General features: G+C 64.7%; 13 protein-coding genes and 1 riboswitch. Of the genes, 9 read left to right on the top strand and 4 right to left on the bottom strand.

What is annotated here, in order from left to right; translation table 11 throughout:
* Window positions 1–35: 35 nt before the first annotated feature.
* A riboswitch (FMN riboswitch) is annotated at window positions 36–195 on the top strand.
* 74 nt (window positions 196–269) lie between these two features.
* The 9 genes from XH91_RS29910 (at window position 270) to XH91_RS29870 (ending at window position 9465) form a co-directional block, all read left to right on the top strand.
* On the top strand, window positions 270–818 hold the full coding sequence (locus tag XH91_RS29910) for a 6,7-dimethyl-8-ribityllumazine synthase (protein WP_128953927.1): 549 nt from the start codon (window positions 270–272) through the stop codon (window positions 816–818).
* A gap of 101 nt (window positions 819–919) precedes the next feature.
* On the top strand, window positions 920–2116 hold the full coding sequence (locus XH91_RS29905) for an MHYT domain-containing protein (protein ID WP_128955044.1): 1197 nt from the start codon (window positions 920–922) through the stop codon (window positions 2114–2116).
* Between the two features lie 164 nt (window positions 2117–2280).
* Window positions 2281–3144 carry an FAD binding domain-containing protein gene (locus tag XH91_RS29900; RefSeq protein ID WP_128953926.1) on the top strand — a complete coding sequence of 288 codons (864 nt, stop codon included), beginning with the start codon at window positions 2281–2283 and terminating at the stop codon, window positions 3142–3144.
* Between the two features lie 13 nt (window positions 3145–3157).
* Window positions 3158–3658 carry a (2Fe-2S)-binding protein gene (locus tag XH91_RS29895; RefSeq protein ID WP_128953925.1) on the top strand — a complete coding sequence of 167 codons (501 nt, stop codon included), beginning with the start codon at window positions 3158–3160 and terminating at the stop codon, window positions 3656–3658.
* Window positions 3655–6075 carry an aerobic carbon-monoxide dehydrogenase large subunit gene (locus tag XH91_RS29890; RefSeq protein WP_128953924.1) on the top strand — a complete coding sequence of 807 codons (2421 nt, stop codon included), beginning with the start codon at window positions 3655–3657 and terminating at the stop codon, window positions 6073–6075. Before XH91_RS29895 ends, XH91_RS29890 begins: the two co-directional genes overlap by 4 nt.
* A gap of 2 nt (window positions 6076–6077) precedes the next feature.
* Entirely contained in the window at window positions 6078–6944 is an 867-nt protein-coding gene (locus tag XH91_RS29885) for an AAA family ATPase (protein WP_128953923.1), read from the top strand.
* Window positions 6941–8149: a vWA domain-containing protein gene (locus XH91_RS29880; protein WP_128953922.1), complete on the top strand. Its 1209-nt coding sequence runs from the start codon at window positions 6941–6943 to the stop codon at window positions 8147–8149. The genes XH91_RS29885 and XH91_RS29880 overlap by 4 nt, the downstream gene beginning before the upstream one ends.
* Window positions 8150–8160: 11 nt before the next feature.
* Window positions 8161–9000, top strand: a complete 840-nt coding sequence (locus XH91_RS29875) for an XdhC family protein (protein WP_128953921.1) — start codon at window positions 8161–8163, stop codon at window positions 8998–9000.
* Window positions 9001–9006: 6 nt separating this feature from the next.
* Window positions 9007–9465: an SRPBCC family protein gene (locus XH91_RS29870; protein ID WP_128953920.1), complete on the top strand. Its 459-nt coding sequence runs from the start codon at window positions 9007–9009 to the stop codon at window positions 9463–9465.
* Between the two features lie 137 nt (window positions 9466–9602).
* On the opposite strand, the gene XH91_RS29865 is transcribed toward XH91_RS29870, so the two are convergent.
* The 4 genes from XH91_RS29865 to XH91_RS29850 form a co-directional block, all read right to left on the bottom strand.
* Window positions 9603–10637, bottom strand: a complete 1035-nt coding sequence (locus tag XH91_RS29865) for a D-alanine--D-alanine ligase family protein (protein ID WP_164933655.1) — start codon at window positions 10635–10637, stop codon at window positions 9603–9605.
* Window positions 10634–11662: a putative zinc-binding metallopeptidase gene (locus XH91_RS29860; RefSeq protein ID WP_128953918.1), complete on the bottom strand. Its 1029-nt coding sequence runs from the start codon at window positions 11660–11662 to the stop codon at window positions 10634–10636. The genes XH91_RS29865 and XH91_RS29860 overlap by 4 nt, the downstream gene beginning before the upstream one ends.
* Before the next feature lie 259 nt (window positions 11663–11921).
* Window positions 11922–12875, bottom strand: a complete 954-nt coding sequence (locus XH91_RS29855) for a ribose-phosphate pyrophosphokinase (protein ID WP_164933654.1) — start codon at window positions 12873–12875, stop codon at window positions 11922–11924.
* A gap of 194 nt (window positions 12876–13069) precedes the next feature.
* Window positions 13070–13699 carry a hypothetical protein gene (locus XH91_RS29850; protein ID WP_128953916.1) on the bottom strand — a complete coding sequence of 210 codons (630 nt, stop codon included), beginning with the start codon at window positions 13697–13699 and terminating at the stop codon, window positions 13070–13072.
* Window positions 13700–13754: the final 55 nt, after the last annotated feature.

The following is a 13754-nucleotide window of genomic DNA, read 5'->3' as shown; positions in this document are numbered from 1 at the left end:
CATATTTCCGTTCAGGTCGCTCAATCCCGGGCGGCCGATGTTCTCAGGGCGGGGTGAAAGTCCCCACCGGCGGTAAGGGCCGAAAGGCCTAAGCCCGCGAGCGCCTTCCCAGAAGTCTTTGACTGACGGGAAGGGTCAGCAGATTCGGTGCAACTCCGAAGCCGACGGTTAAAGTCCGGATGAAAGAGAACGGTCGGTGGCAGACGCATCGCAAGATGCGGCTGTTTGTCGTTCCGTGTGCCCTGATTCTGGTCCCTTGAAGGAAAGCCATGAATCAGATGTTGCAAGATCCCCAGACAGACACTTCCCAAACCAAGCCGCCGGTTCCAACGGCGACCGAGCATCCGCGTTTTGCAAAACCGCAGCGGGTGGCCTTCGTGCAGGCCTGCTGGCACCGTGACGTGGTCGCGGAAGCCCGCATCGCCTTCATGAAAGAAGCCGAGGCGCGCCATCTCACTCATGTCGATGTGTTCGAGGTGCCGGGCTCGTTCGAGATCCCGTTGCACGCGCAGGTCCTCGCCAAGACGCGGCGATACACCGCGATCGTTGCGGCTGGCCTGGTCGTTGACGGTGGCATCTATCGCCACGAATTCGTCGCCGACACCGTGATCAAGGCGCTGATGGACGTGCAGCTCCGCACCGAGGTGCCGGTGTTTTCCGCCGTGTTGACGCCGCAGCAATTCCACGAGACCGAAGTGCATTACGATTTCTTCCGCAGGCACTTTGCGATCAAGGGCGTCGAGGTCGCGGCCGCCTGTGCCGAGACGCTGCTCGGCCTGGAGCGCCTGCGCGGCCAGGTCGCGGCGGGAATTGCGTGAGAGGCGCCTTCACACGCCGCTGATTGTCAATCCCGCCGCCGTCCCTATAAAGTCGGCGGCGGGAGGAGGCCGTGCCGTGGAGACGGGCGGCCGACAAGATCATGTTCGAAGGACACGATCCCTTTCTCGTCGCGCTCTCGGTGGCGATCGCGAGTCTGGGTGGCTATACCGGCTTTGCGCTTGCCGCTCGCATCCGCAACACGCCCGGCGTCAGTAACCGCGTTCTGCTCGCGGGCGCGGCCGCATTTCTGGCCGTCGGCATCTGGACCATGCATTTCGTCGGCATGTTGGCGGCACCGCTGCCGCCAGATACGGTCTATCTGGTCCTCCCCACCATCATCTCTTTCCTGATCTGCGCGTTGGTGGTCGGCATCTCGCTTTTCTTCGTCTCGATCGGCGAGCCGACGCTGAAGCGCGTGGCCTCGTCGGCCGTGCTGCTCGGCGTCGGCATCGCCAGCATGCATTATGTCGGCATTCATGGGTTGGCCGGCTCGTTCGGCATCGTGCACGACCCCTCGATGGTGCTGCTCTCGATTCTGGTCGCCATCGTCACCGCCTATGGCGGCCTGCGCGCGTTTCTGGCGCAGCAGGAGGGCGTGCGCCTGATCGTCAGCTCGATCGTCTTCGGCGTCGCGGTGTCAGGCATGCACTACACTGCGATGATGGGCATGCATTTTGAGCCGCTGACGGGTGCCGCGCACCACCATGCCGGCGTCGGCCTTGCCGCGTCGCAGCAAATCCTGTCGATCATTGTCGCGGTGCTGTGCTTCGTCATCGCAGCAGGCTTCCTGCTTTCGCTCGTTCCCGATCAGCGGCGGCAGACCTCGGCCTCCGCTGCCGCCGATCCGGTTGCTCCGCCGGTTGCACCGGCCGAACCGATTGCCGTGCCCGCCACATCACCACGACCCGTCGCCCCGCTCGGCGGCCTCGGTCAGCCATTGCGCGCGCCGGTTCCCCGGCTGCCGGTCGAAAGTGCCGACGGCACCCACTTCATCGACACTGCGAACGTTCGCAGCGTCCGCGCCGACGCGCACTATACCCGCGTTCACGACGGCACGCGCGAGCGGATGTGCCCGTGGTCGATCTCGGAGGCCGAGGCGCAGCTCGATCCCTCGCTGTTCCTGCGGGTGCACCGCAGCCATATCGTCGCGATTCCCCACGTCGCCCTGGTCCGGAAAGAGGGCGACGGCGCCGTGCTCGAGCTCGACGGCCCGTCGCCGCACCGGGTGCCGGTCAGCCGCGCCAAGATCGCCGAGGTCAAGGCAAGGCTGGGGCTGGCGAACCGGCGGCAGGCTTAGCGACGCCATAGGTCGTTTCCCCTGACGCAATTCGTGCGTCCTTATCCGCAATTCGTGCAAAAAGCCCCTCTTTGTGCCCGAATGATTGCGGGCCGTCCGGTCCGGAGAGACCGTCCCCCCAATGTCCGCGCCGTCACGCGCAGAGACGATCAGGGGAGGAGATGATGATCCCGGGCTCATTCAGCTATCACCGGCCGGCCAGTGTCGCCGACGCCGTCAAACTTCTATCCGACCTCGGAGAGGATGCGCGGCCGCTGGCCGGCGGGCACAGCCTGGTGCCGATGATGAAGCTTCGGCTCGCCAGCCCCACCCATCTGATCGACCTGCACGGCATCGCCGCCCTCAAGGGCATCAGCCGCTCCGGCAACAATCTCGTCATCGGTGCGATGACCACCCAGCACGAACTGCTGGCCTCCGAGGACGTCGCCAAGGCGATGCCGATCCTGCACGAGGCGGCGCTTTTGATCGCAGATCCGCAGGTGCGGTACCGCGGCACGATCGGCGGCAATGTCGCCAACGGCGATCCCGGCAACGACATGCCGGCGCTGATGATGACGCTGGGCGCCACCTATCGCCTCGAAGGTGCCGGCGGCGGGCGCGACGTCGCGGCGGCCGATTTCTATCAGGGCGCTTATTTCACCGCGCTCGAGCCGGGCGAGATCCTCACCTCGGTCTCGGTCCCCGTGCCGGCGGCCGGCCACGGCTACGCCTATGAAAAGCTCAAGCGCAAGGTCGGCGACTATGCCACGGCGGCCGCAGCTGTCGTGCTGACCATGTCCGGCGGCAAGGTCGCGACCTGCACGATCGGCCTCACCAATGTCCACGAGACGCCGCTGCTGGCCGCTGACGCGGCCAAGGCCGTGATCGGCACGAGCCTCGACGCCGCGACCTTGAAGAAGGCGGCCGCGGCAGCCGAAGCGATCATGGCGCCGGCCGCGGATGCCCGCGGGCCCGTCGAATACCGAAAACATGTCGGCGGCATCATGGTGACGCGGGCGCTGCAGCGCGCCGCCAGCCGAGCGAAGTAAGGGGAGGGAAACAATGGCCAAAACACACGTCACCATGAAGGTGAACGGCGCCGAGGTCGAAGGCCTCGTCGAGCCGCGTACGCTGCTGGTGCATTTCATCCGCGAGAACCTCGGGATGACCGGCACCCATATCGGCTGCGAGACCACGCATTGCGGCGCCTGCACCGTCGATATCGACGGCATGTCGGTGAAGTCCTGCACCATGTTCGCCGTGCAGGCTGATGGTAGCGACATCACCACGGTCGAAGGCATGGCCAATGCCGACGGCACGCTGTCGGCCCTGCAGGAAGGGTTCCGCATGATGCACGGCCTGCAATGCGGCTTCTGCACGCCCGGCATGATCATGCGCGCGCATCGGCTGCTGAAAGAAAATCCCTCGCCGAGCGAGCAGGAAATCCGGATGGGCATATCAGGCAACATCTGCAGATGCACGGGCTACCAGAACATCGTCAAAGCCATTCAATACGCGAGCGCCAAAATCAACGGCGTGGAATTCCGGGAGGCCGCAGAATGAACGACATGACTCCCACGCGGGAACAACGCTCCGCCGCACTCGAAGGCATGGGCTGCAAGCGTAAGCGCGTCGAGGATATCCGCTTCACGCAAGGCAAGGGCAATTACGTCGACGACGTCAAGCTGCCGGGCATGCTCCATGGCGACTTCGTCCGCTCGCCGCATCCGCATGCGCGCGTCAAGAAGATCGACGACAGCGAGGCACTGAAAGTGCCTGGGGTGCTCGCGGTCATCACCGCCGAGACGCTGAAGACCGTCAACCTCGCCTGGATGCCGACCTTGGCCGGCGACGTGCAAATGGTGCTGGCCGACGGCAAGGTGCTGTTCCAGAACCAGGAGGTCGCCTTCGTCGTCGCCACCGACCGCTACGCGGCCGATGACGGCATCAACAAGGTGATCGTCGAATACGAGCCGCTGCCGCCGCTGGTCGATCCCTTCAAGTCGATGGATAAGGACGCGCCGGTGCTGCGCGAAGACCTCGCCGGCAAGACATCAGGCGCGCACGGCCCGCGCAAGCACCACAATCACATCTTCGAGTGGACGGTGGGCGACAAGGAGTTGACCGACTCCGCATTCAACAAGGCGGAGGTGACGATCAAGGAGATGATCTCCTATCACCGCACCCATCCGTCGCCGCTGGAAACCTGCCAGTGCGTCTGTTCCTTCGACAAGATCAAGGGCGAGCTGACGATCTACGGCACCTTCCAGGCCCCGCATGTGATCCGCACCGTGGTGTCGCTGATCGCAAAGCTGCCGGAGCAGAAGATCCACGTCATCGCGCCCGACATCGGCGGTGGTTTCGGCAACAAGGTCGGTGCTTATCCCGGCTACATCTGCGCGGCCGTGGCGTCCATCGTGACGGGCAAGCCGGTGAAATGGGTCGAGGACCGCATCGAGAACCTCACCGCGACCTCGTTCGCGCGCGATTATCACATGACGACCGAAATCGCGGCGACCAAGGACGGCAAGGTCACGGGCCTTCGCGTGCACGTGCTCGCCGATCACGGCGCGTTCGACGCCTGCGCCGATCCGTCGAAATGGCCGGCGGGCTTCTTCAACATCGTCACCGGTTCCTACGACTTCCCGACCGCGCATCTGGCGGTGGACGGCGTCTACACCAACAAGGCGCCCGGTGGCGTCGCCTACCGTTGCTCGTTCCGCGTCACGGAGGCGGCCTATTGCATCGAGCGCGCCATGGATATCCTGGCGCAGAAGCTCAACATGGACCCGGCTGAACTGAGGCTCAAGAACTTCATCAAGCCGGAGCAGTTTCCCTATCACTCGGCGCTGGGCTGGGAATACGATTCCGGCGACTACCACACTGCCATGCGCAAGATGATGGAGACGACCGGCTACGCCGCTCTCCGCAAGGAGCAGGCGGAGAAGCGGGCTGCGTTCGCGCGGGGCGAGACCCGCGAGATCATGGGCTTAGGGGTCTCCTTCTTCACCGAGATCGTCGGTGCCGGGCCGTCGAAGAATTGCGACATCCTGGGCATCGCGATGTTCGACTCCTGCGAGATCCGCATGCACCCCACCGGCGCCGGCATCGCGCGCATGGGCACCAAGAGCCAGGGCCAGGGCCACGAGACCACTTGGGCCCAGATCATCGCGACCGAGATCGGCATTCCCGCCGACAACATCATGGTGGAAGAGGGCAACACCGACACCGCGCCCTACGGGCTCGGCACCTACGGTTCGCGCTCGACGCCGGTGGCGGGTGCCGCGATCGCCATGGCTGCGCGAAAGATCAAGGCCAAGGCGCAGATGATCGCGGCCTACAAGCTCGAGGTCCACGAGGACGATCTCGAATTCGACATCGACGGTTTCAGGGTCAAGGGCCTGCCGGAAAAATTCATGTCGATGAAGGATATTTGCTGGGCGGCCTACAACTCGGTGCCCCCGGGCATGGAGCCGGGGCTGGAGGCGGTCAGCTACTACGATCCGCCCAACATGACCTATCCGTTCGGCGCCTATCTCTGCGTGATGGACATCGATGTCGACACCGGTGTGTACAAGGTCCGGCGCTTCTACGCGCTCGACGATTGCGGCACCCGCATCAACCCGATGATTATCGAGGGGCAGGTGCATGGCGGCCTCACCGAGGCCTTCGCGATCGCGATGGGCCAGGAGATCCGCTACGACGACACCGGCAACGTCGTCACCGGCTCGTTCATGGATTTCTTCATGCCGACCGCGGTGGAGACACCCCATTGGGAGACCGACTTCACCGTCACCCCGTCGCCGCATCATCCGATTGGCGCCAAGGGCGTCGGTGAGAGCCCGAATGTCGGCGGCGTGCCGGCCTTCTCCAACGCCGTCAACGACGCGTTCTCGTTCCTCGGGAGCACGCACATCCAGATGCCGCATGATTTCTGGCGCAACTGGAAGGCGGCGAAGGCTCTGGGCGCGGTGGCCTGACAATGAAAGGCCGAGACGAGATCGCGCAAGCGCTGGCCGCATCGGGCTACATCGCCGATGCGGACCTCGCGACCGCGATCTCGTTGATGCAGATGTTGCGACGTCCGCTGCTGCTCGAGGGCGAGGCGGGCGTCGGCAAGACCGAGGTGGCGAAGGCGCTGGCCAAGGTGCATGCGACCGAGCTGATCCGGTTGCAATGCTACGAAGGCCTCGACCAGTCGTCCGCGCTCTATGAGTGGAACTACCAGCGCCAGTTGCTGGCGATCCAGGCCCATCGCGGCTCGGACAGCATCGAGGACCAGGTGTTCTCGGAAAAGTACCTGCTGGAGCGTCCCTTGCTCGCCGCGATCCGTCGGCCGCAGGCGCCGGTGCTGCTGATCGACGAGATCGACCGTGCCGACGACGAGTTCGAGGCGTTCCTGCTGGAGCTTTTGTCCGATTTCCAGGTCTCGATCCCCGAGCTCGGCACCATCCCCGCAATCACGATCCCGCATGTCGTGCTGACCTCGAACGGCACGCGCGAGCTCTCCGACGCGCTACGCCGGCGCTGCCTCTATCACTATGTCGACTATCCCGACGTCGACCGCGAGACCCGCATCATCCTGGCGCGGCTCGCCGGCGCCAGCCCGTCGCTGTCGCTCCAGATCGCGCGCATGGTCGAGGGCGTGCGGAAGGAAGAGCTACGAAAAGTCCCCGGTGTCGCCGAGACGCTCGATTGGGCGGCGGCGCTCGTCGGGCTCGATGTTCGCGATCTCCGTGATGCGCCGGAGACCGTGCATGAGACGCTGGTTTGTCTTTTGAAGACCCACGAGGACCGCGCCCGCGTCACGCCCGAGGTGACGCAGCGCCTGCTGGGGAAGGTCGCATGAGCTGCTGTGGGTCCAGCCCGGACTATGATGACCTCAATGAGGTCTCGCGCTTCGTGTCAGCGCGGCTCGCTGCCTTCCTGCGCACGCTGCGCGACGCCGGCTTTCGCGTCGGGCTGGCCGAGGGGCAGGATGCCGCGACGCTGATATCGGTGGGTTACGCGGCGAAGCCGGGCCTGTTGCGTGCGGCGTTCAAGCACCTGCTCTCGGCACGCAAATCCGATTGGGACAAGTTCGACGGGCTGTTCGATGCGTTCTGGCTGGGCAAGCGCGTACGCTCGCGGTCTCGAACGATTGGTTCGACGCCGGGCGCCAGCAATCCGTCGCTGAAGAGCCTGCAAGACAAATCGGCCGAGCAGGGCGGCGGCCAGCCCGTCACTGACCAGCTTCCGTCATCCGACGATGTGCCTGAAGGCCGCTCCGGCGAAGGTCGCATGGAGGGCGCCTCGCGCGCAGAGAATCTGGCGGAGGTCGATTTCCGAAAGCTCAGCGATCCCGACCAGGTCACCCAGGCGCACGAAGCCGCCGCGCAGCTCGCGAGGGCCATGCGCACGCGGCTGACGCGGCGGGATCTGGCGCGCCGGCGCGGCTACCGGCTCGATCTCCGCCGCACCATTCATCGCAACATCAGCCATGGCGGCGTGCCGATCAGCCTGGTGAAACGACAGCGTAAGGACAAGCCGCTGCGGCTGATCGTGTTGCTCGATGCCTCGGGCTCGATGAGCATGTACACATCGGTATTCCTGCGCTTCATCCACGGCGTGCTCGATCAGTTTCGCGAGGCCGAGGCGTTTTTGTTCCACACGCGCCTCGCTTACGTCTCCGATGCGATGAAGGAGAGCGATGCGAGCCGTGCGCTGGACCGGCTATCGATCATGGCGCAAGGCGCGGGCGGCGGCACCAGGATCGGCGAGAGCCTGCAGACCTTCAACCGCTGGCATGCGTCGCGCGTCATCCATTCGCGCAGCTGCGTCATGATCGTGTCTGACGGTTACGAGACCGGTGACGCCGCGTTGCTCGGCCGGGAGATGGCGGCGTTGCATCGGCGTTGCCGCCGCATCGTTTGGCTGAACCCCATGATGGCGTGGGAGGGCTATGCGCCGGAGGCGCGGGGCATCAAGGCGGCGCTGCCACACGTCGATCTCTATGCGCCCGCGAATTCGCTGCAAAGCTTGCGCGCGCTCGAGCCCTATCTGGCAAAACTCTGAGGGACATGTCGATGACCGCTCATGCCGAGGTGCTGGATATCGTCGCGCAGATGAAGGCCGCCGAGCGTGCCTTCGTGCTCGCGACGGTGGTGCGAACGGTGTCGGTGACCGCGGCGAAGGCTGGCGCCAAGGCGATCATCGCGGCCGACGGCACCATCGTCGCGGGTTGGATCGGCGGCGGCTGCGCCAAGGGCGCGGTGCTGAAGGCGGCGCGCGAGGCGCTGGCCGACGGCGAGCCGCGCATGGTGTCGGTGCAGCCGGAAAACCTGCTGGCCGAACTCGGCGTCAGCGCCGGCGAGAGCCGTGACGGCATCCGCTTCGCCAGCAACATGTGCCCCAGCAAGGGCACGATGGACATTTTCGTCGAGCCGGTGCTGCCGCATCCTTCGCTCGTCATTCTCGGAGCAAGTCCGGTGGCGCTGTCGCTTGCGGCACAGGCACGCGTTCTCGGCTATCACGTCACGCTGGCCGCACCCGCCGCGGAGCTCATGGGGTCGCCGGACGCCGATGCGATCATCGATGGCTACGGGCTCGGCGAGCTCAATGACGCCAAGCGCTTTGTCGTGGTCTCGACGCAGGGGAAGGGCGACGAAGCTGCCTTGCGTGCCGCGATCGCAACCAAGGCCTGTTATCACGCCTTCGTCGGCAGCCGCCGCAAGATGGCCTCGCTGCGCGCCAAGCTGATATCGGAAGGCGCCAGCACTGCGGCGATCGACGATTTCAAGGCGCCGGCGGGGCTCGATCTCGGCGCCATCACGCCGGAAGAGATTGCGATGTCGATCCTTGCCGAGATCACCGTGGAACGGCGGCGCAGTCAGCGCGCGGCCATTCAAACAGCAAGCAGAGAGTGACCGATCATGCAGATGAACGACAGCCAGCGTATCCCCGCCACACGCGAGCAGGTATGGGCGGCGTTGAACGATCCAGCTGTCTTGAAGCAGTGCATCCCCGGCTGCCAGTCGCTCGAGGTGACAGCGCCGAACGAGATGACGGCCACTGTCGTCTTCAAGGTCGGCCCGGTGAAGGCGACCTTCAGCGGCAAGGTGACCCTGTCCGATCTCGATCCGCCCAATTCCTATCGCATCTCCGGCGAGGGCTCCGGCGGCGTCGCCGGTTTTGCCAAGGGCGGCGCAGTCGTGCGGCTGGAATCGGAAGGCGCCGATGTCACGGTGCTGCACTACGATGTCGACGCCCAGATCGGCGGCAAGCTCGCCCAGCTCGGCGCCCGGCTGATCAACTCGACCGCGACGAAGCTTGCGGGTGAATTCTTCAAGTCGTTTGCCGGCGTGGTGAGCGCGAAGGCCGAGGCAGGTTAGCTCGTAGGTCTCTAGCCCTGCAGATGCGCAAAGCGCATCTGCTCGGCGTAATCCACCACGTCTGCGGCTGCGGAAATGAAAGAGGTGGATTACGCTGTGCTAATCCACCCGGCGATATCGGTGCGAGCCGCCCCGGCTCACCCCAATGACACGCCCGCCTTGGCCCGGCTGATGCCGAGCGTCAGGATCCTGTTCAGCAGATCCTTGTACTTCAGCCCGTCGTGCTGGGCCGCCGTGGCGAATTCCTGGCTCTTTGCGATCTCGGGGTTGGGATTGGCTTCGATGAAATACGGCGTGCCGTCGGCGGCGAGACGGAAGTCGATGCGTGCGTAGCCATCGAGGCCAAGCGCCCGATAGATGCGTTTCGCGGCGCGCTGGATGCGCGCGGTGACTTCGGGCGCGAGGTCCTTCGCCGGTCCGTCGACGATGCCTAGGCGTTCCTGATAGTCCGTGTCGTGCTTGGCCTTTTCGGTGGCGATGTGCCGCGAGCTGCGCCCGCCCATGCTGCCGAATTTCAGTTCCCAGACCGGCAGCACGCGCAGCCGGTTGTTGCCGAGCACGCCGACATAGAGTTCGCGTCCCTCGATGAATTGCTCGGCGATCGCGGCGGTCTCCACCCGCTCGTGGATGAAGGCGACCCGCTCCGCCAGCTTCTCGTCGGTGTCGACGATTGAGGCCTGCGAGATGCCGACGGACCCATCCATGTTGAGAGCCTTGACGATCAGCGGCAGGGCAAGATGTTTTGGTCGTTTCACCTTGCGGCGCATCGGGAAGACGGCGAAGGCGGGTGCCGCGATGCGACGGTGATGCACCAGCGTCTTGGACAGGTCCTTGCCGCGCGCCAGGATCAGGCCGCGCGGATTGCAGCCGGTATAAGGCACCTTCATCAGTTCGAGATAGCTGGCGATGTGCTGGTCGTAGGCCACGTTGTAGTGGAATTCCTCCAGCAGCGTGAAGACCACGTGCGGCTTGAACTCCTCGATCGCTTCGCGGATCGGCCTGATCTCTTCCTGCGCGCCGAGCGGACGGACCTCATGGCCGGCCGCGCGCAAGGTGCTGACGACGTCGTATTCCGTTTTCCAGTTGTTGATTTCCTGTGGCGTGTATCCGTCGGAGGAGGCCGGAGGCATGAAGTCCGGATGCATCAGCACGAGAATACGGAGCCGTCTCATAGCGCGATCCATTTGCGCCGAGACGGGCCGAACAGGGCGTGCATCGTCTTGGCGGTCACGAGGACAGTGAAATCGAGAACGAGCTTCTGTTCGGATCCCACCGCGCGCAAATCGAGCTCGCGGCAGCGGGAGATCATGTCATCAAGTACGGCATCGAGCGTAAGCTGGTTTTCACCGGTCCATCGCGCCACCAGCTGTCTGATCTGGGCGCGATGCCGCCTGATCAGGCTCGAAGCGGGTTTCGAGCGATGATGCCGTGGATCGGCGGAAAACAGCCGCGAGAGGTCGCGGTCGTAGGTCTTCGGTGGCGTGAAAGCGTAGAACGCCTGCTTCTTCTTGTAGTGGTCTTCGAGCGTCTGGCTGAGCTTGCCGAGGGGATCGACACGCTCGCGCGTCGTGATCAGCGGCCGCTTGCCCGCGATCTCGCTCATTAGCTCGTCGACATATTCGAGCTTCTTCAGCGCCGGCCAGCCGGCATATCGCGTCCGCCAGTTCGAGCGCGGCCGCAGCCACACCGCAAAGGTCTCGGCGAAATCCTCGTCCGGGTGGCTCTGCGCGTACCAGAGCCGCAGGTGCTGGACGTAACGCCGGCTCGCCGGATTGGGCCTGTAGTAGCGTGGATAGTGTTTCGACGACGGCCCGAACAGCTGTTGCCAGCGCCGGCGTCGCTGCAATTGGAAGCCATGCTGGATGGCATGGCCGGCCTCATGGCGGAGGATGGCCATGCATTCGCGCCAGGTGCCGCCCTCGACGTCGAACATCATCTTCTTCTCGAGCTTCATCAGGCGGGGATGCGCGAGATAGAAGGGAATGGCGATCCCCGGCACGTCTCCCGGACTGAACCATTCACTCGAGATCCAAGTATGCGGCCGCAGCCGGATGCCGCGCTCTTCGAGCTCTTCGTGGAGCGTAGCAACGCAATCCTCGAGCCAGGTGCCTTCGACCGTAACCCTCAGGCTGGAGAGGCGCTGCTGGAGCAGCTGCTCGTCCGATAGCTTCTCCCAAGCGAATTTCCGGCGCGGCATCTTGTATCCAGGCGGGGATGACTCAGTGTCACGATGATGTCATGGGCGGCAGCCGGCAACAACCCGTTGGGGTGCTGGGCGATGTGCCCCAGCGCGAGGTGCCGTAGGGTGGGTTTTAGCCCGCGGCTACGCGAAGCGTAGTCCGCTGGCGTAACCCCCACTTCTGCTTACGAGGATAGAGATAGACCGTGGTGGGTTACGCCGAGCAGATGCGCGTTGCGCATCTCCGCGGCTAACCCACCCTACGAAGTCAGCGTGTTCAGTCGAACAGGCTCGAGACCGACTCTTCCGCGGCGGTGCGCGCGATCGCATCCGAGATCAGGCTGGCGATCGGAAGCGTGCGGATGTTCGGCGCCTTGGTCACCGCGTCAGTCGCCAGGATCGAGTCGGTGATGACGAGCTCTTTCAGCTTCGAACCGGCGATACGGGCCGCCGCGCCGCCGGAGAGCACGCCGTGGGTAATGTAGGCGTAGACCTCCTTGGCCCCCTTGGCGATCAGCGCATCGGCTGCGTTCACCAATGTGCCGCCGGAATCGACGATGTCGTCGACCAGGATGCAGCTGTAGCCGGAGACGTCGCCGATCACGTTCATGACTTCGGACTCGCCCGGACGTTCGCGGCGTTTGTCGACGATCGCCAGCGGGGTGTTGATGCGCTTGGCGAGGCCGCGGGCGCGGGCCACGCCGCCGACGTCGGGTGACACCACCATCACCTTGCCGAGGTCGAAACGTTCGCGGATGTCGCGTACCATCACGGGGGCAGCGAACAGATTGTCGGTCGGGATATCGAAGAAGCCCTGGATCTGGCCGGCATGCAGGTCGAGCGTCATGACGCGGTCGACACCTGCATGGGTGATCAGATTGGCGACGAGCTTGGCCGAGATCGGCGTGCGCGAGCCGGAGCGGCGGTCCTGCCTGGCATAGCCGAAATAGGGGATCACTGCGGTGATGCGGCGTGCCGATGAGCGGCGCAGCGCGTCGGTGATGATCAGCAGCTCCATCAGATTGTCGTTCGCCGGAAACGAGGTCGACTGGATGATGAAGGCATCCGAGCCGCGGATGTTCTCCTGGACCTCGACGAAGATCTCCATGTCGGCGAAGCGCCGGACCACCGCTTTGGTCAGCGGCACGTTGAGGCCCTGCGCGATGGCCTGGGCGAGGGCCGGATTGGAGTTGCCGGCGACTAGCTTGATGGAGCCGTTCTTGGCCGACATGGACGCTTCCTCCCGCGCTTTGCTGGATACGACGTTCAACATCTGAGAATACCCACTGGCAGCACGGTTACGACGGGCGAGGAAATATCAGGCGAGAGGCTGCAATGGCAACCCGGGATGCTACGTTTTCCCTCTGAAAATCCTGAGTCGGGCCAACGGCTTGGCCAATAGTTGGGCCCGTGGTTTCGCGGTGGTTATTGCTGGGCGTAGCCAAGCGCCGTGGCCGGCATTTGGCCTGCCGGAGCCTCAGGCGTCACGCTGGCGACCGCGGGGCCGCGCAGACTCGGAACCGAGCCAGGCGCATCCGGAGTCCCATTGATCATATTGGAAAGTCCGCTGAATCCGGCCTGGGCAATCCTGCGCAGCACGAGGTCATCGGCGGCGGCCCAAGGATCACGGGTCGCATCCTTGCCGCCCTTGGCTGCGGTCGGTTCCTCACCGGAGAGGCGCAGCGCCCGCTGCTGGTTGGCGTCGTAGACGTCCCAGACCCAGGCGATCACAGTCTTGCCGCGCACCACTTGGGCGGAGAGATAGCTGCGCACGCGGTAGGCAGCCGTCCCCTCGCGGGAAACGATCGAGAGGCTGCGCAGTTTGGATTCGCTGTCGAGCACGCCGACCATGCGGTCGAACACCTGCGGCGGCGGTCCGTCGATGGATTCGAAAGCGACCGTCGCCCCGGAGCCTGCGCTCGGCGTTGCCATCGCATAGGAATTGGCGGGCGCGTTGCCGCCGGCGCAGCCGGCGAGCGCGGTCGCTGCCGCAAGCAGCATGACCGCCAGCACGCGCGAGCCCGCACGGCGCAAGTTGGATGACGCTTCCCTCATTGAGGGCAGCGATATCGTTAAAATCGATTAAGGTCTAGGGCAGGGACGACACAGA

The organism is Bradyrhizobium guangzhouense, from assembly GCF_004114955.1.
Classification (GTDB): Bacteria; Pseudomonadota; Alphaproteobacteria; order Rhizobiales; family Xanthobacteraceae; genus Bradyrhizobium; species Bradyrhizobium guangzhouense.
Note: the sequence above shows the minus strand (reverse complement) of the source record. Positions and strands in the feature narration are given on the sequence as shown.